General features: G+C 53.1%; 21 protein-coding genes. All 21 read right to left on the bottom strand.

The window, feature by feature from the left end:
* Nucleotides 1-34: 34 nt before the first annotated feature.
* The 21 genes from efp to QM016_RS07045 all read right to left on the bottom strand — a co-directional run bounded on the left by efp (nucleotide 35) and on the right by QM016_RS07045 (nucleotide 21,377).
* Nucleotides 35-598, bottom strand: coding sequence for an elongation factor P (gene efp / locus QM016_RS07145; protein ID WP_016477188.1), 564 nt, complete (start codon nucleotides 596-598; stop codon nucleotides 35-37).
* Nucleotides 599-769: 171 nt separating this feature from the next.
* The gene (locus QM016_RS07140) at nucleotides 770-1,222 is read right to left on the bottom strand and encodes a DUF956 family protein (protein WP_016477189.1); all 453 of its coding nucleotides are present in this window, start codon (nucleotides 1,220-1,222) and stop codon (nucleotides 770-772) included.
* A 91-nt stretch (nucleotides 1,223-1,313) separates the two neighbouring features.
* A complete protein-coding gene (locus tag QM016_RS07135; protein WP_016477190.1) occupies nucleotides 1,314-2,231 on the bottom strand; it encodes a PTS system mannose/fructose/sorbose family transporter subunit IID in 918 nt (305 codons plus the stop codon).
* Between the two features lie 21 nt (nucleotides 2,232-2,252).
* Nucleotides 2,253-3,068 carry a PTS mannose/fructose/sorbose transporter subunit IIC gene (locus QM016_RS07130; protein ID WP_016477191.1) on the bottom strand — a complete coding sequence of 272 codons (816 nt, stop codon included), beginning with the start codon at nucleotides 3,066-3,068 and terminating at the stop codon, nucleotides 2,253-2,255.
* Nucleotides 3,069-3,084: 16 nt separating this feature from the next.
* Nucleotides 3,085-4,083, bottom strand: coding sequence for a PTS sugar transporter subunit IIB (locus tag QM016_RS07125; RefSeq protein ID WP_016477192.1), 999 nt, complete (start codon nucleotides 4,081-4,083; stop codon nucleotides 3,085-3,087).
* Nucleotides 4,084-4,123: 40 nt separating this feature from the next.
* A complete protein-coding gene (locus QM016_RS07120) occupies nucleotides 4,124-5,248 on the bottom strand; it encodes an aminopeptidase P family protein (RefSeq protein WP_016477193.1) in 1,125 nt (374 codons plus the stop codon).
* An 81-nt stretch (nucleotides 5,249-5,329) separates the two neighbouring features.
* Nucleotides 5,330-6,442 (bottom strand): 3-dehydroquinate synthase, encoded by a 1,113-nt coding sequence (locus tag QM016_RS07115; RefSeq protein WP_282711410.1) that lies wholly within the window; start codon nucleotides 6,440-6,442, stop codon nucleotides 5,330-5,332.
* On the bottom strand, nucleotides 6,439-6,987 hold the full coding sequence (locus QM016_RS07110) for a shikimate kinase (protein ID WP_282711408.1): 549 nt from the start codon (nucleotides 6,985-6,987) through the stop codon (nucleotides 6,439-6,441). Before QM016_RS07110 ends, QM016_RS07115 begins: the two co-directional genes overlap by 4 nt.
* 48 nt (nucleotides 6,988-7,035) lie before the next feature.
* The gene (locus tag QM016_RS07105; protein WP_016477196.1) at nucleotides 7,036-7,569 is read right to left on the bottom strand and encodes a YqeG family HAD IIIA-type phosphatase; all 534 of its coding nucleotides are present in this window, start codon (nucleotides 7,567-7,569) and stop codon (nucleotides 7,036-7,038) included.
* 3 nt (nucleotides 7,570-7,572) lie between these two features.
* Nucleotides 7,573-8,871: an endolytic transglycosylase MltG gene (gene mltG / locus QM016_RS07100; RefSeq protein WP_016477197.1), complete on the bottom strand. Its 1,299-nt coding sequence runs from the start codon at nucleotides 8,869-8,871 to the stop codon at nucleotides 7,573-7,575.
* Between the two features lie 10 nt (nucleotides 8,872-8,881).
* On the bottom strand, nucleotides 8,882-9,295 hold the full coding sequence (gene ruvX, locus QM016_RS07095) for a Holliday junction resolvase RuvX (RefSeq protein ID WP_016477198.1): 414 nt from the start codon (nucleotides 9,293-9,295) through the stop codon (nucleotides 8,882-8,884).
* On the bottom strand, nucleotides 9,296-11,947 hold the full coding sequence (alaS, locus tag QM016_RS07090; RefSeq protein ID WP_282711405.1) for an alanine--tRNA ligase: 2,652 nt from the start codon (nucleotides 11,945-11,947) through the stop codon (nucleotides 9,296-9,298).
* 16 nt (nucleotides 11,948-11,963) lie between these two features.
* A complete protein-coding gene (locus QM016_RS07085) occupies nucleotides 11,964-13,397 on the bottom strand; it encodes an AI-2E family transporter (protein ID WP_016477200.1) in 1,434 nt (477 codons plus the stop codon).
* 17 nt (nucleotides 13,398-13,414) lie between these two features.
* Nucleotides 13,415-14,245 carry an RNA polymerase sigma factor SigF gene (locus tag QM016_RS07080; protein ID WP_016477201.1) on the bottom strand — a complete coding sequence of 277 codons (831 nt, stop codon included), beginning with the start codon at nucleotides 14,243-14,245 and terminating at the stop codon, nucleotides 13,415-13,417.
* Nucleotides 14,235-14,624, bottom strand: a complete 390-nt coding sequence (locus QM016_RS07075) for an ATP-binding protein (RefSeq protein WP_016477202.1) — start codon at nucleotides 14,622-14,624, stop codon at nucleotides 14,235-14,237. The genes QM016_RS07080 and QM016_RS07075 overlap by 11 nt, the downstream gene beginning before the upstream one ends.
* Complete coding sequence (locus tag QM016_RS07070) at nucleotides 14,624-15,274, bottom strand: DUF948 domain-containing protein (RefSeq protein ID WP_016477203.1); 651 nt, start codon at nucleotides 15,272-15,274, stop codon at nucleotides 14,624-14,626. Before QM016_RS07070 ends, QM016_RS07075 begins: the two co-directional genes overlap by 1 nt.
* Nucleotides 15,275-15,351: 77 nt before the next feature.
* Nucleotides 15,352-16,725, bottom strand: coding sequence for a replication-associated recombination protein A (locus QM016_RS07065; protein ID WP_035433650.1), 1,374 nt, complete (start codon nucleotides 16,723-16,725; stop codon nucleotides 15,352-15,354).
* Nucleotides 16,726-16,769: 44 nt separating this feature from the next.
* Nucleotides 16,770-18,011, bottom strand: coding sequence for an HD domain-containing protein (locus QM016_RS07060; protein ID WP_016477205.1), 1,242 nt, complete (start codon nucleotides 18,009-18,011; stop codon nucleotides 16,770-16,772).
* A 103-nt stretch (nucleotides 18,012-18,114) separates the two neighbouring features.
* Nucleotides 18,115-19,230 carry an SGNH/GDSL hydrolase family protein gene (locus tag QM016_RS07055; protein WP_282711398.1) on the bottom strand — a complete coding sequence of 372 codons (1,116 nt, stop codon included), beginning with the start codon at nucleotides 19,228-19,230 and terminating at the stop codon, nucleotides 18,115-18,117.
* A gap of 97 nt (nucleotides 19,231-19,327) precedes the next feature.
* A complete protein-coding gene (locus tag QM016_RS07050) occupies nucleotides 19,328-20,329 on the bottom strand; it encodes a 2-keto-3-deoxygluconate permease (RefSeq protein ID WP_282711396.1) in 1,002 nt (333 codons plus the stop codon).
* Between the two features lie 157 nt (nucleotides 20,330-20,486).
* Nucleotides 20,487-21,377: a transporter substrate-binding domain-containing protein gene (locus tag QM016_RS07045; protein ID WP_016477208.1), complete on the bottom strand. Its 891-nt coding sequence runs from the start codon at nucleotides 21,375-21,377 to the stop codon at nucleotides 20,487-20,489.
* Nucleotides 21,378-21,390: the final 13 nt, after the last annotated feature.

The raw sequence follows: 21,390 nt of genomic DNA, 5'->3' as shown, positions 1-21,390 counted from the left end.
CCTCCTAAAAACTGAATGGATATCCCACGAACACCTACACGCGAGAGACAAACTTACCAACGCGCGTGTCAACCTTGATGCGCTCGCCCTGATTGAGATACATTGGAACCTGCAGGGTTGCGCCGGTCTCCACGGTCGCGGGTTTGCTGCCGCCCTGAACTGTGTCTCCCTTAAATCCAGGGTCGGTCTCGGTAATCTCAACCTCAATGAACATCGGCGGTTCAACGCCCAGAAGTTCCGTGTCAGCATAGAGCAGCTGGCAGTTGTCGTTCTCCTTGAACCAGACGTTCTTCTCGCCGATGAAGTCAGCGGGTACCGTAATCTGATCGTAGGTCTCGTTGTCCATAAAATAGAAGGATTCGCCGTCGTTGTAGAGGTACTGCATCTCCTTGGTGATAAGCTGCACGTTCTCAAATTTAGTGCCGGCGTTGCACGTTTGATCAATCACACGACCGCTCTTAAGATCACGAATCTTGTAGCGGACGAACGCACCGCCTTTGCCCGGTTTGACATGCTGAAATTCAACGATGGTATAGTACTTGTCGTTAATCTTGAGGCCCATGCCGTTTCTGAAATCTGCCGTACTGATGGTTGCCACGTCTGTCTTCTTCCTTCTTCTTGTTTGTCGCGAGAAGCGCTTGGGTCTTGACCCTTACCGCTTACGACTCTTATATGCATGCTGCATTTTAGCAGTTTTCATGCCCTTACGCTGACGGATCTGATGTTTTGCATCAAAACTGCTTTTGAACAGTGAGGATGCGAACCTGACTCACTTTTTTCTGGAGGCCTTTTCAGAAGCTTTTTTGGAAACTTTTTGAGAGATCTTTTTAAAGGCGTCGCACACGAGGCGAGGGGCCTGAGGGATCGCCGCAAGCCCGTGCTTAAACACATACCAGAAGTTCGGGGAGCGAACGAGTTTTTCTTCACCTACATATTCGCGGATAGCGCGAAGTGCGGCTTTGTTGTCGCGCACAGAAAATGAATAATTGCCGTTTTTCTTGGTAAAGATAGCAAAACGGGAAATAACCTTGCCGCCGCCCATAACTGAAGCGGCCACATGATCCACCTCATCCCATGGAATCTGAATATAATCTTCCGGGTTTTTCTCGTTATAAAACTCAAAGGCCTTGTTGCCGATAAGAACGTCACCGTATGTCGTCAAACCGTGAAACGATGTTGCCTTTATCGTCAGGTCAATGCTGCTGTTTTGCGACTGCGCCATAGCTTCCTTTCAACAATGGGTCGCACCCATTATAGAGTGCGACCCATATTCATGCGAGCTTTTTGTATCTGCAGCTCCTGTGAAGCTCTTCTTACATGAAGTTGAAGTAACGACCGATAACGCCAACGGCAAAGAGCGCTAGGATGATAACGATCGGAGAAACCTTCTTCTTCAATAGATAGCAGCAAAGCAATGTCAAACCAACTGCAGCGAGACCAGGAATCAGTGAATCAAGGTTCTGCTGAAGCGTTGTGACCTTCATTTGTTCAAGACCAGTCGGCCCAAGCTGGGAATACAGAGAAAGTGCCTCATGGATGCCGTCAACTCCCGAAGGAAGGCTGGTCCAGTCGATATAGGCGCCCGCCTGTTGAGGAACGGTAGATACCACTGGGGTAAACGAAATGGACACCCAGCGCTCAACCAGAGAGCCGATGATAAACATACCCAAGATGGACGCACCTTCGGTAACTTTACCCAGCATGCCGCCGGAAAGGTCTGAAGAAATGGAAGCGCCGGCCTTATAGCCAAACTCCTGGGTGTACCACAGGAAGGCAAGGCGGATAAGGTTCCACGCCACAAAGAAGAGGATGGGGCCAAGAATCGAGCCGCCAAGCGCCAAAGACGCACCGAGAGCGCCAAGGATTGGACGGACCGTGAACCAAAAGACTGGGTCTCCAACACCGGCCAAAGGACCCATCATACCTACTTTAACGCCCTGGATCGCAACATCGTCGATGGGCTCGCCGTTAGCGCGGCCCTCTTCCAGAGCAAGGGTAACGCCGATGACCGGCGCGGAAACGTAGGGGTGAGTGTTATAGAACTCAAGATGACGCTTGAGAGCTGCAATCTGATCTTCCTTTTTTGGGTAGAGCTTCTTGATTGCAGGAATCATCGAGAATGCCCAGCCGCCGTTCTGCATACGCTCGTAGTTCCAAGAACCCTGAAGGTACTGATGACGAAAAGCGACGGACATGCGGTCTTTCTGAGAAAGCTCAATCTTTTTCTCCATTGTTATCACACTCCTTCAGGATTAGTAGTTGTCGATAATGTCGCCGAGGGGATCTCCCGATCCGCCGCCAAGGCCGCCGCCCTGTTTAGCGAGGTCCTTAAGACCCAGATAAATAATGGCAAGGCAGACGCCAATAACACCCAGCGCGATAAGGGTAAGCTGGTTGATAGCCGCGAAGACAAAGCCGAGCGCGAAGAAGGGCCAGACCTCGCGGGTTGCCATCATGTTGATAACCATGGCATAACCAACAGCGGCAACCATGCCGCCGCCGACAGCCATACCGCCTGTAAGCCATGCTGGCATGGCGTTCAAAGCGTCAGTCACAAGGACGGGATCGACAAAGCAGAGAGCTGCTGCGGGAATGGCAATGCGAGCGCCCTGCATGCAGATAGCTACGATGTGCCATCTCTCAATGGCACCAAAGTCGCCCTTCTCAGCAGCCACGTCCATGGCATGCACAATACCGGTTGCGATGGTACGCGCAATCATCGTTAGGAAAAGACCGGCGACAGACAGTGGAATTGCCAGTGCGATAGACGTATTGATTGCGGCAACGGTATCGGTGTCACCTCCGTTAAGAGCAAGCACCATGATGATGGCGGAAGCCACGGACGCGAGCGCGGCGTCAGGAGCAACCGCGGCGCCGATATTTGCCCAACCGAGAGCAATCATCTGAAGCGAACCGCCCAGAATAATGCCTTCAGCGGGATGACCAGTCACAAGACCGATAAGTGTACAGGCAATCAAGGGCTGGTGGAATTCCCACTCATCGAGGATGCCCTCCATGCCGGCAAGAAAAGCGACAATAACAACGAGCAGTATCGTAATAGGCGTCATTTCTACCTCCTTCTAGTTATTTTCGAGCAGCAAGCTCGGACTTGGCCTTTTTAATCATGGCGTCAAAGTTCTCCGCGCCGTCAGCCGGAACTTTCCGGACGTCAAACTTCACGCCGTGGTTCTTAATGGCCTCGAGAGTCTCAACGTCCTTCTCGTCCATTGCGACGGCATTGGTAACAACAACCTTGCCGACAGAGTGGGCCATAGAACCGAGGTTGGCTTCCTTGATGTCAACGCCACCCTCAAGGGCGCGAAGCATATCCTGGGGAGTTTCAAAGAGAAGCATGGCTCTGGTGTTGCCGAAGCGTGGGTCATGAGCAATCTCAATGATTTTGTTGACCGGCACCACATGAACATGAACTCCCGGAGGTGCCGCCTGCACAATCATAGTCTTGCGAAGCTCATCTTTTGCAACGCCATCGGAGCACACGATAATGCGATCCGGCTTGGTCATCTTGGTCCATGTAGTTGCTACTTGGCCGTGAAGCAGGCGGGTATCAATACGCGCGAGGGCAATCTTGAGCTTACCATCGCCAATAACCGTACCCTCAGGAATGGCTCCTTGAGACGCTGCTGCAGCGGGAGCTTGCGCTGACACCACTTCTTTTGGCTCAAGGTCTTCCGGCTTGATTTTCACACCGGAGCGAGCCTCAGGCAAGATCTCTTTTGCGACTGCTACCGCCGTATCAGAGCCCATGCGCGAGCCATATGCGGCGACCAACATCGGAAGGTTAAGGCCGGTAACAGCGACCCAATCCTCTTTTCCCTGCTCCTCAAGGATTCGGGAGACCTGATTAAAGGGGGTGCCTCCCCACAGATCTACGAGGAAGAGCACGTGCTCCTGATCCTCGAGCATGGCAATTGTGTCGAGAAGCTTTTGGTGCAGGTCATCAGGACCCATGTCGGGCGTAAGTGCTACTGCAGCAACGCCTTCCTGCGGTCCGAAGATCATGCCACCGGAATCTTTTATGCCCTCGGCAAACTTACCATGGCTGGCTAGAACGATACTAACCACTTTTACCTCCTTCTGTGCCTAGTAGTGCAACAATATAGCGCTAGCAGTCAATCGACATAAGATCATGCGTAGACTGCGTAAAGACATCGTAGCCGTCCTCGGTAACCACGCCAAAGTCTTCAAGGCGGATACCAAACTTACCCGGCAGATAAATACCCGGCTCATCGGTAACGACAGAACCAGCGGGAAGCACTTTGTCGTAGCGGGCGTTGCAGAACGGACGCTCGTGAATCTCAACACCAACGCCGTGACCAAGGCCGTGGCCGAAGTACTCGCCATATCCGGCGTCAGAGATAACCTTCACGGCGAGGTTATGGATGTCGGCGCCTATAACGCCGGCGTGAATCGCCTTCGCGCAGGTCTCATTTGCGAGACGAACCACGTCAAAGACATGCTGCTGCTCTTCAGAAGGTTGACCGAGTACAACGGTACGCGTCATGTCTGAATGGTAATCCAGATATCCCGCGCCGTAGTCCATGACAATCATATCGCCCTTCTGCACTACGCGCTCACCGGGCTGCGCGTGCGGATTGGCGCCGTTAGGACCGGAAGCCACAATGGAGTCAAAGGAAAGCGCGTCCGCGCCATGAGAAAGCATGTAGTTCTCAAGCTCAGCGCGAATCTGCTGCTCAGTAAGGCCCGGCTTGATGTACTCAAGCATATGCAAAAACGCCTTGTCCGTAATGGACTGAGCGTGACGCATAAGCTCAATCTCAGCGGGGTCTTTTACAATTCGAAGATCGGCAATGGCGCCATGCATGCGAGGCATCAAAGCGGCAATGCTCTGATCGGCAAGTTCTCGCTGAAGGTCATCAAAAAATGCCAGCTCAACGGTATCCTCAACAGCTACTACGCGAGCACGGGAAGTTGCCACATGCTTTGCCGCCCACGCCGCGTGGCCGACAGTATCCATATCAATCTGCCAAGGAGTATCGTCACCGAGACGATCTTTGAACGTACCAAAGTAGCGGGAATCCGTATGCAGATACAGTGCATCTGCCGTAATGAACGCCGTATGGGCGTCCTCGAAATCAAACGTGCGCTCGGAATCCGTCAACCAGCGAAGATCCGGATTGTGACGAAGAATGACCGCGTCGTAGCCTTTCTCGGTCATAACCTCGCGAAAACGAGCAACCCGCTTTGCGCTAACTTGTACATCTGCCATATGAAATCCCTTCTCGAGAATGATTATAACCGCCTTAACACCGCATGCAAACACCGGACGACAAGAGACGCGAGTACAAGCCTATGGCCTATGAGCCTCACACCACGCGCAAGCATGCTCAAAAAGAAGTGTTTCGTCAATCGATGATAGTCTTACACGACTTATGTCCAACGGCAACACAATCATGAAACGATTTGTCGAGCGGAAACATTCCGCTTTGAGTGCCGCAATCATGTGCTCCGCGCTGCTGTCGCAGGTCACTGATCCGATTCCCAGTTTTTCCAAAAGCTCATCTTGAGCGAGCATATCATCAATGTCCAAATCTCCCTTGGCTACCGAAATTCTCGCGGCAAAACGAAGGCCGTCGGCGAGAAGCGCCGAGCGTGGTTGATTGAGCACAAGCTGTTCCATGGCGTACATGAAATCAAGGCCGTAGTTCACCGACTGCCTGATTGCAATCGCTGTTGATGACGTCAAACGTCCTCGAACCTTAATCGTACTGGCGATTTGCTCCGCAAGGGCGTCAGCATTGCCCTCACGCAAATCTTCCGCCGTATCCCACACATGACTGAACTCGGTAACGTTTTCCGCCATTGCTGTTGTGACCATAAGCGCGCGGGCAAACTGGGCATGTTCGTCATCCTGATCCACAGGCATAACGTCCAAGTCCACAAAGCAAAAACGGGCTACGCCCGGACAGGTCACCGTACGAGGCTGAACAGGTGAAACCGTAAGGGCTCTAGGCTGCACCGATGAGAGCACGGCAGCTTCAAGATCAAGCGGTACAAGGCTGAGCGAAACTCCCCCACACCATGACTGCGCGACGAAGGCCGCCACCGACATAACACCTGAATCGCCGACTGCAAGCAACAGATCATCACCGGTAAGCTGCGCTTCAGCCAGTGCTGAAAAAAGCGCCGAGGCAACATTGAGCGTCGCCGCCTCATCTCCGTCAGGCAACTCACACTTCTCTACCGTAAATCCGACCGTCGTAAGATCTCGTTTCAGAAGCTCTACGATATCTTCGGCTGCGGAAGCAGAATGCGCTATTACGCACTTCTGCGGATGGCCCACGGCAGTGCGCATCTCTGCGCCAAAGGCGCTCAGCGCACCCGAGCCAACGCGCAGCGCTAAAGAGCCCTGCGGGAGCGACACCCATTGCCTGATTTGAGTCGGCTCAACTTCTTGACTCATAACAAGCCCCTTTCCCACAGCAGCTTACCCGAGTCAAGGGCGACCTGCTGAAACGTTTTCTCTCGAATATCAATAGTAATATCGGCGGCATGCTCGTAAAGCGGCTTTCTATGTTCAAACAGCCGCCGAGCGTGGTCAGCCGTGTCCAAGTCAGGCCGTCTATCAAGGCGCTGAATCTGCCGCAGCGAGTCAGTGAGGTCGCCGTCAAGATACACGATGGTTCCCATCTCATGCATAAGCTCCACGTTCTGCGCGCGCTCAACAATACCGCCTCCGCAGCTTACCAGAAGCGACTTTTTTGAGCGCAGATTACGCAGCACCTGTGTTTCCACGTCACGAAAATATTCCTCACCGGCAAGCGCAAACATCTCTCCAAGTTCTTTTCCGGCAATTCTTTCAGCCAGCCGGTCAGTATCAACATAGCGGCGGTGAAAGAGTTCACCCAAGTTGCGCGCAAGCGTCGACTTGCCTGCTCCAAGAAATCCTACGAAGAAAATATGGTCACAGTTGTCATGGACAATATATCGTGTGTCATCAAACTCCAAAATTCCTCCAGCCAATCATAAAAAGTGTATCATCCGGAGGGAATTTCCTTACTGCCGTGTAGAAGGTTTCTCAGAAAGCGCATGAGCTCCTTCAAATTGTACATTTCTGAGCAAGATCTTCTCGATATGACGCAGAAGTTTGGTGTACCAAAGATCTACCTGAGACTGGGGACGCACAAGGATAGTCTTGACTCCGGCAAGGTTACCGGAAGCGATATCGGTAAAAAGCTGATCTCCGATGAATACCGTCTCGTTTTTCTCGGCACCAAAACGCTTCATGGCCGCACGGACCGCCGTTGGAGACGGTTTCATAGCACAGCCGACGCCCTCAATTCCAAGCTCGGAGGCGCTTTTTTGCACCTGATCAAGATGGATGTTATTCGAAACAAGACACAGCGTCAGTCCCGCCTCCTTTGCACGGGCAAACCACGCGGCTACTTGCGGAGGCACTATATGAGAGTCGCGCGGCACGCATGTATTGTCCCGGTCAAGCAGGACAAGCCTGACGCCCTCTGCAAGAAGACCGTCTATTGATATGCCATCAACGGTAGAAACGTATTGTGAAGCGGAAAGAATACTCATAAGCTATTGTGAACTTTCCTTATCCTTTGAGTTATTGATAGCTTCAAGGTGCTCATCGTATGTTTTTGAGAATACGTGCTCATTTTTGGTAATCCAGAAATACAGATAGTCCGTATTATTTGGCCTAAGAGCAGCCTTCAGCGCATTGAGGCCTGGCGAGCAAATCGGCGTTGGCGTCAGCTCATCGTGAGCGTATGTGTTGTACTTGTCGTCAGTAAGCGTCTGAAGCTCATCGGCGGTAGGTTCTCTGCCAAGCGAATACGCGAGCGTCGCGTCGCTTTGAAGCGGCATGCCCTGTGACAGGCGATTGTAGATGACGGAGGCAACGTTGCCGCGATCCTCCTGGTTAGACGCTTCTTTTTCAACAATGGAGGCGACCGTCAGTATTTGCTCATCGGTAAGGTCAAGGTTGTAGCGAGCCTTCAAATCTATGCGCGCCGCGTCAAAGTTTAAATCAGACGTCTCTTCCTTATACTGGTCAAGCATAGCGCGAATGATCGTATCGGCGCTGGGAGTGCTTTCAAACGTATAGGTCTTGGGGAACAGGTAGCCTTCCAGGGAATCGTTAGCTGAAACGGCATCTTTGAGGAAAGGATACTCTTCAACGTAGTTAGAGGCCTTCGCCTGAGCGAGAAAATCGTCTTTTGAGATGCCATAGTACTTCTCGACAGCTTCCGCGGTTTGTGAAACCGTATAACCTTCGGGGATAACAAGTCCGTCCCCGTTGGTATTAGGTCCTTCCGCAAGCAAGCGGATAATGTCAGCGTAGCTCATACCTGTTGTGATGAGATAGGTACCGCTCTTGATTTTCTGATCTGACTGCTGTTTTTTGAGTTGTGCCAAAAACTCGGCCTTATTTGCGATGACTTTATTTGTATATAGGATATCTGCGACAGTTGACGCGTTGGCGCCTTCGGGAATTACAACGGTAACTTCCTCACCACTCGTAATTTCCTGCGTTGGATTGACGGTATCGGTAATTTTAGGAACTACAACAAAAACAAAGATGGCGGCGGCGAACCCTATAAGCGCAAGCGCTATGAGCGTTGCAAAAAGTCGAGAACGACGATGCGCTTTCTTATTACGGTGCGCGACATTACCTCGAACAGCCCTGCGGGTAGCCGCGGCAGTACGTTTGGAAATGCGATTTGTCTCAAGTGACGCCGGCAATGCTGCCGCATGCTTGCCCAAGCTTGGTTCAGGAGACTCTTCCCTGCCTGAGAGGACTTCCTCAGATGAAGCATCCTCCGTAAAGCGCGCCGCGCCTGTGCTAGATGTATCGTTATCGGGCGAAATCGACATTCAGTCTCCCTTACTCATGCCGCGCATCAAGCCATGCTTGCAAAAACAATGACGCGGCCACCATATCCACTTTGCCTTTCATAGACTTCTCGCTGAGTCCTTGTGCTTTCAGGATGCGCTTAGCCTCTGCTGACGAAAGCCTTTCGTCGGTTAATTCTAATGGAAGACCTGACTGCGCCGCAATTTTTTTTGCTTGCTCAATGACTTTTTGCGCCTGAGGACCCTCTTCGCCGGCAAGCGTCATTGGTTTACCGCACACAAGCAACTCGGGTTCCCAATCTTCAAGCAGCAGTCTGAACGGGCGGGCATGAGAAAGAACCTCCTGCGCAGGAAGCACGCACAGAGGCGAGGCGACACGACCATCGGGATCGCTTATTGCAATCCCGATTCGCACGTCACCAATATCAAGCGCCAAGACGCGCACTTATGCGCCAAGCTTGCTTTTTGCTGCCGTAAGAGCGGCATCAATGCCGGAAGCATCCGTACCACCCGCTTGCGCCATGGAAGGCTTTCCTCCGCCACGTCCGCCAACAAGACCCGCGATGTCTTTGATAATGTCGCCAGCAGAAAAACCGGCAGCCACAGCAGTATCAGTCGCGGCCGCGAGAAGAGCCACCTTGCCGTTAGCCGCGCCAGAAGACGCCAAAACACAAGCAATAGGACGGCCGTCCGACGCGTCGCGTATGCCATCCCAAGCGCTTCTCAACTCGTTGCCTGAAAGACCTTCAAGCTTTGCAAAAACACAGTGGTATCCATCGAACTCAACAGCATGTTTGACAGCATCGGCAACTTGATTTGAGCTTGCGCCCACAGTAACCGCCTCCGCTTTGCGGGCGGCCTCACGCAGGTCGCGCTGAAGCTGCATAATGCGATCAACGAGAGCGTCGGGACGAACCTTGAGCACATGCAAGGCCTCATCAAGCTGCATGAGCCGCCCATCAACGTACGCTATGGCTCCCATGGAAGTGACCGCCTCAATGCGGCGGACGTTGGAGCCGACTGAGGATTCGGACACGATCTTAAACAAGCCAATCTCAGACGTATTGCGCACATGGGTGCCGCCGCAGAGTTCGCGGGAAAAAGGATGTTCTTCTTCCCCGACAGAAACCACGCGAACCACGTCGCCGTACTTCTCGCCAAAGAGCGCGACGGCGCCTGCCGCCTTAGCGTCCTCGATGTTCATGATTCTGGTGACGATGGGCTTTGCCGCGAAAATCTCAGCGTTAATCATGCCTTCAACCTGAGCAAGCTCATCGGCTGTCATGGCTTCAAAATGTGTAAAGTCAAAACGCAGACGGTCCGGAGCAACTAAAGAGCCTGCCTGGTTCACATGATCGCCGAGAACTTCCTTAAGAGCGGCGTCCAAAAGGTGCGTCGCGGTATGGTTACGGCGGATAAGCTCGCGGCGACCGGCGTCAACAGACGCGCAAAGCGCATCGCCAATATTCAGACTGCCCTCTTCTACATATCCGACATGAGACACGATAGCACCGTCACGCTGCTTGGTGTCGTCAATCTGAACAAAAAGGCCATCCATGGACAGGCTGCCGGTGTCTCCCACCTGGCCACCCATTTCCGCGTAGAAGGGCGTGCGGTCGAGCACGATTTCCACCTTATCGCCGGCAGAAGCCGAATCGACCTCCTGGCCATCTTGTACGAGAGCTTTGACTACACAGCCTTCCAGCTCATTGTGGTCATACCCGTCAAAAACGGTCGCATCGAGCCGGTCGGAAAGCGCCACCCATACGGACTGCGCCTTGCCCCAGGCGTCACGGTTTGCGCTCGCGCGCGCTCGCTCACGCTGCCGGGTCATAGCCGCGTCAAACTCACTGTCGTTTACGCTATGACCGGCAATCGCTGCAATCTCACGGGTAAGGTCAATAGGAAAGCCATAGGTATCATGGAGGAGGAAAGCGACTTCACCGGAAAGGCGCTCACCGGCGGAAAGTTTGGCGAGCTCGTCTTCAAGTTTGGCCTCCCCCGCGTCAAGCGTTGCACCGAAGCGCTCCTCTTCCGCTGTCAAAATGCCGTCAATCAGCGCGCTTTTCTCAATAAGTTCTGGATAAGCAGCGCCCAAAAGATGCGCGACTTCATACGCATACTCCGCCATAAACGTGCCGTGGATACCCATAAGACGACCATGGTAGACAGCGCGGCGAAGCAGGCGGCGCAAAATGTAGCTGCGTCCTTCGTTGCCGGGAAGAATACCATCGCCAATCATAAAGGAAACGGCGCGGCTGTGGTCGGCCAAGATGCGCAGGCTTCTGTCTACTTCTTCATCGCCCGCCTGATAACGCTTGCCAGAGAGCTTCTCGCCCAGCCTGATGAGGGAAATCATGATATCGCCCTCGTAATTAGAGCCCTGGTGCTGCATGATAGCGGCGATGCGCTCAAGACCCATGCCGGTATCAATATTGCGATGAGGAAGCTCTGGCATGGAGCCGTCTTCTTGACGATCGTATTGCGTAAAGACAAGATTCCAGAACTCAAGATAGCGGTCCCCATCATCGCCGGGCTTCTCGCCCTCAAATTCCGGACCCTGGTCAAAGTAAATCTCAGAGCACGGCCCGCAAGGACCAGTGGGGCCCGCCGCCCAGAAATTATCTTCCTCGCCTAAACGAGAAATGTGATCTGGAGCAACGCCAAGAGATTCCCAGATTTCCGCGGCTTCATCGTCTTCGGTAAAGACGGTAAAGTACAGCCGGTCAAGAGGAAGCCCCAGATGTTTGGGGTCCGAAATAAACTCCATGGCCCATGTGCACGCGTCGCGCTTCGTGTAGCCGCCAAAGGAAAAATTGCCCAGCATTTCAAAGAAGGACAGGTGACGGTTGTCGCCAATGTTCTCAATATCATTAGTACGCAGGCATTTCTGACATGAAGTGGCGCCTATTTCCTTCATGGTCTTTATGCCCTGATAGTATTCTTTGAACTGGTTCATACCCGCGTTGGCGAGAAGCAGCGACGGGTCGGAAGGAACAAGCGATGATGAGGGGTACTTTTTGCATCCCTTTGATTCAAAAAAGTCGAGAAAATCTTCTCGAATCTCAGCTGTGGTCATGGTCTTGTAATCAGACATGCGTACCTCTCTAAATCTATTGCTCTTCAGAACGGCGGCGTTTCGTATCCGCCGGGGATGGATTAGTTTCAGCCTTTGAGTCTACCTTACTCGATGCCTGTCTGCCGTCCGCATTCGCGGGTTTTGGAAACTTTGCAAGAACCTTTGCAATGTCTTCGGCAATGCCAACAGTACCTTCAGGCCTTTCGTCAGCTTCTGCATCAATCGCTTCACCTCGGTCAACAAGGCGTGTGGACTCAAAGAACGAATCGTCGTCGAGGGCATCAAACGCCGGATGAATATTGCCGTTCGTATCATGAAAAGGCGTACTGTTGAAAAGCGCACCGTTGTAAGAAACAATCTGTCTGCCAGTATGTTCTTCAAAATAGTAGACAAACACACCGCGAAGCGCCGCAGTGAGAGGAATCGCCAAAATAGTGCCGACCACGCCACCAAGCGCGCCTCCTATCGTAATACCCACCAGCGAAAGACCTGGGTGGACTTTGACGCTTGATGCCAGCACCAAAGGAGACAACACATTATCGGTAACGTTTTGAGCCACAATGAGAATCACGAGCGTCCAAAGCGCCAGCATCGGGCTTTGCAGCACCGAAAGAATCAAAGCGATGCCCGCTGAAAAGGCAGGGCCGACAACCGGAATGATATGAAAAATACCGACGATGGCGCCAATAAGGCCTGCGTACGGATTTCCAATCAAAAGACAACCCACATAGGCAAAGATTCCATTGGCAACCGAAGTAATAATGGTACTGCGCATATAGCCGCCAACGGAACGGCTCAAAATAGCAAGCAGAAGCCTGAGTTCGTCGTCTCTGTCGGGACCGGCAATAGTCGCCAACTCACGGACGATGACGGGATAGTCCTTTACAAGCCAATAGGCCAGCACAAGACCGAGAAAAAAGCTCATGAAGTGTTCGCCCAGCGTTGAAATGTTGCTCAGAGCATTAGCGGAGAGCCAGCGAAACGCTTCGCTTGCAAACGATACGCCGAGGCTGGAAGCTTGTGACACAACGGAATTAACCGCATCGCGGACGGTGGGGTTTCCTATCGCGTCATAGGTAGTCCACACCTCACTAATCATTGACTGCAGCTGACTGGCATAAAGAGGCGCGTTTTTAAGCAATATCAGCAGCTCATCAATGAGCGGCTGCGCAATGAGAGCCACAAATCCCAAAAAGATGAGAATAACCAAAATGAGGGCGAGAAAGGCAGCTAATGCGCGCGGCACTCCCCACCCTTCAAACCTGTTGGTCAAAGGGCTACATATAAACGCGACAATGCCACCGATAGCTAAAAGTTCTACGGCCTGACCGATTCTGCCTAACGCCATGACGGAAACGACAAAAACTCCCGCCATGCCAAGCAGCGACCATGCGATAATTCCGCGGCGGCGCCACTGGTTCTCATTCAGAAAGGGATTGCTTGCAAACTTCTCGTCTTTATCCTGCACACGTATCTCCTTCAACCCTAGCGGGTTGCGCTTTCAGGATCAATCTTTTCTTGGATTCGCTTGAGCGTGCGTCTGAGCAAGCGAGATACCTGCACTTGGGAAATGCCCAGTTTTTCGGCAATCTCCACCTGTGTAAGCCCTTCCACAAACCGCATGCGGATAATTTCCTGCTCACGCGGGGAAAAATCAGCGATGGCCTCTTCAAGTACGATGCGGTCATCAGATCCCGCAAGATCCTCGTCTTCAGTGATGTACTGATCAATGATGGACGGAGCTTCATCGCCGTCTGCCGACGAGCCTCCCCCTTCAAGCGGAACCGAGCTGTAAGCCCCCGATGACTCCATCGCTTCGAGAACCTCTTCAACGCTCACCCCCAGCTTTTTGGCAATCTCGTCAACGGAGGGGCTGCGCTGAAGTTCTGTCGTCAACTCATCGGTGACTTGATTCACTTTTGCGGAAAGCTCCTGCAAACGCCGGGGAACCCGTACCGACCAGCCTTTGTCGCGGAAGTGGCGCTTAATCTCTCCCATGATAGTGGGTGTAGCGTAGGTGGTAAATTCAAGGCCGCGCGAGGGATCAAAGCGGTCTATCGCTTTAATGAGGCCGATAGTTCCCACCTGAATCAAATCGTCAAGCGGTTCTCCGCGGTTCTTAAACTTAGAGGCCAAAAAGCGTACAAGATTCAAATGGCTTACAATCAGCTGATCGCGAACCTCAGGATCATGCGTTTCTTGATACTCTGCAAAAAGTTTGCGTGTACGTTCTTTGTCCCATGCCGGAGTTCCGCGAGATGCTCTACGTGCCGCCCTTCGTGCAGCTTTTTGTTTGGCAGCATCGTTATTTGGCATATGCGCCGCCTGTCACCTTAAGCAGGTGGAGCGTGTATCCGTTGTCATTAAGGGAAAAATCATCGCAGATAGCAGAAAGGAGCAGTTCCACCAGTTCAAGCGGCTGGCTCTCAGTACAGTCGCCGCTGTCGCTTGGGTCGTCCTCGCCAAGGGCAAAATCCATTTCCATAGAGCTGTCCGTAAGCGTAAAGACTATCGCGACATCTTCCGACTGCGTACTGCAGGCATATACAAAGCCTTCTTCCGCGGCCATGCGAACATCTTCCAGCTCATCAACGTTCATTCCCGCGAGAACGGCAAGGTTGGCTGCGGTCATGCGAACAGCACGCGCAAAGCTTCCGTCTGCAGGAACGGTAAGGGTGACTACTTTTTGATCCATTACAGTCCCTGCTCCTTTGACGCCTCAGCATCGTTTGCCGCGCCTGCTACAAAAGCCGACTTGGTTCCTTTGGCTTCATCGCCATAGTCAACGTATGCGGGACCTTCAGGTTTCGCTTTTGCGGACGACCGCTCCGTCGAGAGCAGAGGCAACTCTTCCAGAGTCTCGTCAGCCTTTTGCTGGTCCCCTTTCGAAGCTCCTTGAAGCCGGGCTTGAGCCGCGGCGGCAAGCTTTGAAGGACTCACCACAGAACCAATGCCGCCGCCAATCTTGGAAACGGACTCAACGACACCTGTCACGGCGTCTGACGCCGCTTTGCTTACCGTTGCCGTGACCGCGGAGGCGGCTCCTGATACCGTTGCAACGTCACCGAGCACCACGTTGAGACTCTCAAGGGAACTGTTCGCGGCGTCCACGGTAGTATCCACTTTTTCCATCAGCGCGGGAAGCTGCTTGACCGTTGGATCAAGTTCATCCATCATGCCATCAAGTTTGGCGATGATTGGCTGCACTTGCTCGATGGTTTGATTTGCGGAAACCGTTACCTCTTCAATCGACTTTCGTGTTGAACGAAGCGTCAGAGCGATTTCAATGACAGCCCATACGCCGGCAATCACTAAGACTATAAGAACGATATCCATGTAGCTCATTGAGCACCTCTCCCTCGCCGTTACGACAGCACCGCAGGGTTGACAATCATTAACGTTCTCATTTTACCCATCCGCACTTACTTTGACCCTCCGGGCTCAGACTTTTTGTTCGTTTGTGAAGATGACTCCTCACCTCGGCCACGCGCAATCGCGTCAAGGCGCCACGCTTCCCAGCCCCGCGGAGAGGGCGAGAAGAACGCGCTGCTGTCAAGTCCCTCAGGCAGATAGCGCTGCGCAACCCATCCTTCCGGATAGTTATGCGGATACAGATAGGCTCCATACTCATCTGAACCAGGACGATGACGATCGCGTAAGTAACTTGGCACTTCTCGCCTGGGACCGTGACGAACTTCCGCTAACGCCGCGTCAATGCCCGCCTCCGCCGCATTGGATTTTGGAGCAAGCGCCATATACAGTACGGCCTGAGCAAGATTGATGCGGCATTCGGGATAACCGATAACCTCTGCGGACTTGAAAGCGGCTTCCGCAATGAGTAACGCCTGCGGATCCGCGTTGCCAATGTCTTCTGAAGCCAAAATCATGATTCTTCGCGCAATGAACTTGGGATCTTCTCCCGCGTCAATCATGCGCGCGAGCCAGTAGAGCGCTGCATCAGGGTCAGATCCTCGCATGGATTTAATGAAGGCGGAAATGATGTCATAGTGCATGTCTCCCGCCTTGTCGTAAGAAAGTCCACGGCGGGGATTTGCTTCATGGACATGCTGCGCTGTTATTATCACAGGCTTTTTGGAGTCGGCATCTTCCGTACCAACAGGTAGCGCCATCTGACTTGCCAGCTCAAGCGAGGTAAGCGCTGCGCGGCCATCCCCGCCCGCAAGCATTACGATCTCTTGAAGCGCTTCGGGACTGAGTTCATACTCCCCTGCAAGGCCATCGGGGCTGACAAGCGCACGTTCGACAAGCTCAACAATGGCATCATCGTCAAGTGGCTGTAGCTCCACTACACGCGAACGCGAGATGAGAGCGCTATTGACTTCAAAATACGGGTTTTCTGTAGTCGCGCCGATAAGCACGACCGTGCGGTCCTCCACCGCATGAAGCAAAGCGTCCTGCTGTGAGCGATTAAAGCGATGTATCTCGTCGATAAAGAGGATGGTACGGCGACCGGCCGTCAAAAGACGAGACTCCGCCGCTTCTATCTCATGCCTCAGGTCCTTGACCGTCCCGGTGATTGCTGATACTTCCACAAACTCGGCATGCGTCGTATTGGCAATGATGCGAGCAAGCGTAGTCTTACCCGTACCGGCAGGTCCATAGAGTAATACCGACGAGAGCGTGTCATGCTCGATAGCACGGCGCAGCCATGAGCCTTCGCCTACCGCCTGCTCCTGACCCACATAGCCTGCAAGTGAAGTAGGTCTCATACGGGCGGCAAGCGGCGCGTTTGAGCGCTTGACAGCACGGTTTATGCCTGAAAATAACGTATCCATACTGCACATTGTAACCGACTGATCCTACGGAAAGCGCGAGCGTCTTAAGCGTGAACGCCGTTACCAAAGTATGTGCGCTTGGGAAAAAGCACACGCGCTTCAGGGAAAAGGGCTTCACAGGTTGCTATGAAGTAATCGTCTGTCATAGCGGAAATGAAATCCACTACCACGCGGTCGGGATCATCTTCCCACACATAGACTGCGCCGTAGTAAGCCAGATAACGCTGAAGCGGCTCAATATGGTGCTTGAAGATAGCGCACGACTCATCCCCTGAAGCAAGAGCGGAAAGCTCATAGTTATACAGTCTGGCGAAGAGATTTTTGATGTCGTCCGAAAAGTCTCCGTTTGCCTCGGAGGCTCCATAAATCTTCTGGTAATTCTCGCGCTTGGCGCGGCGCAGCTCTTTGAATGCTTCCTCACTCATTGAAATGCGATCTCTGCCAAAGCTATGCTCAATGATATCCGCCGCAAAAGCGGAAAGCGCCCAGGTATTATATGCACCACCAAGGCCGTCATCGAAGGACTCAGGCGACACGGCAGCAACGCGAATGGCGTCTTGGCGGTCTTTTCCCACATAGGCGATGATATCCGAAACGCGGACAACACAGCCTTCAAGCGTCATGGGGCGAAGACGATCGATGACCTGCACTCCTCGCTGCCAGCAGTCTTCAACCACACGGTCAAACTCATCAAACGAAGAAAGATCGCTCATGTTGAGGACCTGCTGCTCAAACTCACCGTTGTGGCAAATGACGCCGTCAAGAGTTTGTAGCGAAAGGTTGCGACTATACAGCTCATCGAGAACGCGCACGCTCTGTACGTTGTGAAAGAACCAGCGACCGGTACGAGCGCGATAGAGATCATTTAAAAAGTACTCGCCGGCATGGCCGAAAGGAGTGTGGCCAACGTCATGTCCAAGCGCGATGGCCTCGATAAGGCCAACATTAAGACCGAGCGCGCGCCCGATATCGCATGCGATACGGCCTACCAGCTGCTCATGAAGGCCACGTCTGGTAAGGTCATCATTCGCACGGAATGAGAATACCTGCGTCTTTCCATTGAGCCTGTTATACGCCGGAGTATGCATGATCTTCTCGATATCCCGCACAAAAGCCGGCCGTATGACGCTTGCACCATCAGTGTCCGGATCTCGGCGGATAATTTCAGCGTCCCTGCAGGCGTATGCGCTGAGGCGCCCGGACGCTACTTGAGCGGCAATTTCATCTTCAAGTTCTTTCGAAAGAGCTCCCGTTAGAGTAGGAGCGAGGGTATTAATCAACGTCATATCAACCTCCGCTGTTGTTTTTCAAAGCTATTGTAGCCGCAGGCCCGGACACAAATTAAAGTCGCAGCTAGATAGGGGTAGCTCGATAAGGGCAAAGAGGCAACTACACGGATTTCTTGAAGTTTTCCGCAAGACACGCCGCGATGTGAGCAGCTCCACGCACATTGGGATGGTCATCATCGGCAAAAAGCTTTGGGTCCGCCTTAAGAAGATTGGTCCCCTCGATCACGTCAATGCGCTCGGAGGCCGCCGCTTCCGCGATAAACCCAGGCACGTCCTCAAAGCAGGAGAGCGGATGCGTTTGATACGTTACTTCAAAATGAGGCGTTGGGGTCAGCGCGACTATACGAGCATCTCCATACGCGTGGCGAATCTCATGAAGCGTCCGCGAAATTTCGCGTTTAACCCGATCCCTGTCGGTCTTCTCGAAACGATAATTTCCACCGAGAGCCACTATGACAAGCTGTACAGGTTCAGGCGTCGTTGGCGCTTCCACTGTCTCAGGTTGAAAGACTTGCCCGCCAACGCTTTGATTTATAAGGCCGAGCTTACATTTTTTGGCAAGCTGCGCAGGCCACGTTTTTGCCGGACTCCCCGTCACAAAGCCCTGCGCAATGGAATCTCCTATCACTACCAGCTGCCCTTGCGGCTGCGCGGGCGAGAAGAACGACCCATTCCCATAGAGCATGCGCACCGCCGCGCTCGTCAAACACGGAAGCCAGATTCGCATGTGATGGATTTCGCCAAAGCCGGGAAGGCGTAGTTCTCGCTTCGCATCGTTTGGATTGGTCAAATCAACGTGTATGCAGGTGGGCGCCCCCAAAGGAAGCTGCGCCGTCCCTTCGGGACTGCCAAGCGAGATTGGCAGCAGCATCGCCTGCCTGCCGTCAATTTCAACCGCTACAGAATCATGGATACCCTCAGGCACCTGCCTCAGCACAGCCTGAGTTCCCTGAGGAAGCTTCTCTACCCAAAGCTCCAGCGCAATCACAGTGGAGTCTGTCGTAAACGAAAGAGATACACCGGACGTGCAGCGAGCCATCTGCCGATACAATCCCGGATGCCACGCCAAACAACTGCCCAAAGCATGGAGCTGGTTCTCTGAAAACCGCTCGGGACGCGCCCAGCCATCGGCACGTTCTTCTCGCCAGAGCGCGCCCTGTAAAACGTCAACAGCAGGACGGCAGAACCCATAAGCGGATATGTTCTGCTGCACCATTACCATCTATCCTTACAGTAACGACATCTCTGTAAGTATAGCGTCATTCACTCTTTTCAGCAGGAATCGCTGTTGCTGGGGCACCTTGAACATAGTCTCAATCGGCTTTTTTCTGAGCATCATGCTCACCAGGAGCGGCCACGTCTTTGCAGAACAGCTTGTCGACCCAGCCGGTAATAAGAGGGGCCGCAACAGCGGTAATAACCACCGCCGCCGCAATCTGAGCCGTTGCAATGGGCGCGATGTTGGTATACGAAGCGTCGGCTTCTACAAAGGCTTTCGGCGTCGTAGCGGCTGTTCCGGCAACCGTACCGGAAGCAACGCCGGCTTTGCCCGATCCGCCACAAAGCCTCTCAAAGAGCGAAGTCAAAATTCCGATGACGATGCAAAGCAACGCAAGCAGCACGCCGGAAAGACCGCCTTGAATGAGCTGCTCCAAACTCATACCGCAGCCAAGAGCAAACCCTACCGCCGCGATGCAGGGATTGATACCGGGGACCAGCAGGTTTTTGAGGAAGGGGCTGAGGTTGCCCATAATGACGCCCAGCACCAGCGGAAGCAGCGTTCCCACATATACCAAAGGCTTGATGTCAGCAAGACCAGCGACACCGAGAGCCAGCATGGTAATCGTAGGTCCGGCAGTAAGGGCGAGAAGAGCCGTCGCTCCCTGCTCACCGGAGTCTCCGTATTCCGTCATGATGCCGGAATAGAGCGCGACATTGCAAAAGGCGATGCCCCCGATGATGGAAAGAGCAGACAGGCCGAAGAAGTTGTTGTCAAAGACCGCCGCCACGCCCAGGCCAAGCGCAATCGACAGAGCCAGTTTCGGCACGAGCACAACAATGCCCGTTTTCAGAGCCTCGGGAACCGCGCGCAGGTTAATGCTGGCTCCCATGAACAGCAAAAGCAGGCCGACAATCGTGGAGGATCCTTTGGCAATCGCCGTGGTAAAGCTGCCAACAGCCAGTACCTGTGGGAAAAAAGAGTTCAAGAGCAAGCCGGCAAGTAGCGGATAAAGCATAATGTCGCCGGGAATGCGAGGAACCTGAAACCCTCTTTTTTCTGCTTTCGCGGCCTGCTGTTCTGCGGATTGTGTCATAGACAGACGCCTCCCCTTTTGTACGGTCGAATCTCGAGCACGCATCAACCCGCGTAAGGCGGGAAGATGTTTCGGTTACTCTATCAGCACAAAAGCTGAGATCCTTCTCATCCACAAGTTATTAACCATTTTGTAGCAAATGGATGGTGCCGCAAAGTTATACCTTGCCTCCCTCGACAACGATAGTCTCCGGATCAACATCATCGCCATAAACGGGTCTGAGCGTTTCCTCATAGTCCTTGTGGAAGAAACTCTCCTCTGCCAAAGGACCGGTTATTTCATTGTTGATAAACTCCAGAAGCGTAGTGTTGCCCTTGTGGACAGCGGCCGCGATAGTGTCAGCGTTTCCCAAGTCATCGACACCCACGACAAAACCGGGATTGGATTTTACCCACGCCAAAACCTCCGTGTTGTCGGTTGAAAACGCGTCTCCCCGCCCGTCAAGAAGAGCGTTGTACGCGTCGGCGTAGGAGTCAAACTTTACCAGCTGTACGTTGGGGTGCTGTTTTTCAAAGTACGTTTCCGCAGTCGTCCCCTTGGAGACGATAAGCTTTTTGCCTTCGAGCTCATCAACGCTTCTGATAACCGCGGCCTCAGGTGAAACAATGCCCAGCTTGATCTTCATATACGGCAACGAGAAATCAACCTTTTCAGCACGCTCATCGGTCACAGTAAAGTTCGCAAGCATGATATCAACCTTGTTTGATTGCAAAAACGGCACGCGATTAAGACCGTCGGTAGAAACGTAGCGCGCCTCCACGCCAAGATCTTGCGCAAGCCGATTGCCAAAAACAACATCATAGCCGGCGGGATTTCCATCCTTATCGACATAGCCAAAGGGAGCCTTATCGGAAAAATAGCCGATATTGACAGCGCCTGACGTCTTGATATCGTCAACGGAGCGGAAACGATCGGACGCCTTCGCGGCGGCACCTCCCCCTGCCGTCTGAGACCCACCATGGTCGCAAGCGGACAAAACGAGGGCGGCAGAACTTTCAACAATACCAAGAAACGCTCGGCGCGTCAGCTGTACAGAGATACTCTTCATAACAAACTCTTTT

Origin of the sequence: Lancefieldella sp. Marseille-Q7238 (assembly GCF_949152215.1) — a bacterium.
GTDB lineage: Bacteria > Actinomycetota > Coriobacteriia > Coriobacteriales > Atopobiaceae > Lancefieldella.
The sequence above is the reverse complement of the archived record's forward strand: the minus strand, read 5'-3'. Positions and strand labels throughout refer to the sequence as shown.

What these genes read in the sequence shown, in the direction of transcription:
- QM016_RS07080 (WP_016477201.1), bottom strand. Translation starts at nt 14,245, where the DNA reads ATGCCAAATAACGATGCTGCCAAACAAAAAGCTGCACGAAGGGCGGCA.
- QM016_RS07050 (WP_282711396.1), bottom strand. Translation starts at nt 20,329, where the DNA reads ATGACACAATCCGCAGAACAGCAGGCCGCGAAAGCAGAAAAAAGAGGG.
- QM016_RS07130 (WP_016477191.1), bottom strand. Translation starts at nt 3,068, where the DNA reads ATGACGCCTATTACGATACTGCTCGTTGTTATTGTCGCTTTTCTTGCC.
- QM016_RS07140 (WP_016477189.1), bottom strand. Translation starts at nt 1,222, where the DNA reads ATGGCGCAGTCGCAAAACAGCAGCATTGACCTGACGATAAAGGCAACA.
- QM016_RS07105 (WP_016477196.1), bottom strand. Translation starts at nt 7,569, where the DNA reads ATGAGTATTCTTTCCGCTTCACAATACGTTTCTACCGTTGATGGCATA.
- QM016_RS07060 (WP_016477205.1), bottom strand. Translation starts at nt 18,011, where the DNA reads ATGACGTTGATTAATACCCTCGCTCCTACTCTAACGGGAGCTCTTTCG.
- mltG (WP_016477197.1), bottom strand. Translation starts at nt 8,871, where the DNA reads ATGTCGATTTCGCCCGATAACGATACATCTAGCACAGGCGCGGCGCGC.
- QM016_RS07065 (WP_035433650.1), bottom strand. Translation starts at nt 16,725, where the DNA reads ATGGATACGTTATTTTCAGGCATAAACCGTGCTGTCAAGCGCTCAAAC.
- alaS (WP_282711405.1), bottom strand. Translation starts at nt 11,947, where the DNA reads ATGTCTGATTACAAGACCATGACCACAGCTGAGATTCGAGAAGATTTT.
- QM016_RS07070 (WP_016477203.1), bottom strand. Translation starts at nt 15,274, where the DNA reads ATGAGCTACATGGATATCGTTCTTATAGTCTTAGTGATTGCCGGCGTA.
- QM016_RS07045 (WP_016477208.1), bottom strand. Translation starts at nt 21,377, where the DNA reads ATGAAGAGTATCTCTGTACAGCTGACGCGCCGAGCGTTTCTTGGTATT.
- QM016_RS07120 (WP_016477193.1), bottom strand. Translation starts at nt 5,248, where the DNA reads ATGGCAGATGTACAAGTTAGCGCAAAGCGGGTTGCTCGTTTTCGCGAG.
- QM016_RS07075 (WP_016477202.1), bottom strand. Translation starts at nt 14,624, where the DNA reads ATGGATCAAAAAGTAGTCACCCTTACCGTTCCTGCAGACGGAAGCTTT.
- QM016_RS07055 (WP_282711398.1), bottom strand. Translation starts at nt 19,230, where the DNA reads ATGGTGCAGCAGAACATATCCGCTTATGGGTTCTGCCGTCCTGCTGTT.
- QM016_RS07115 (WP_282711410.1), bottom strand. Translation starts at nt 6,442, where the DNA reads ATGAGTCAAGAAGTTGAGCCGACTCAAATCAGGCAATGGGTGTCGCTC.
- QM016_RS07135 (WP_016477190.1), bottom strand. Translation starts at nt 2,231, where the DNA reads ATGGAGAAAAAGATTGAGCTTTCTCAGAAAGACCGCATGTCCGTCGCT.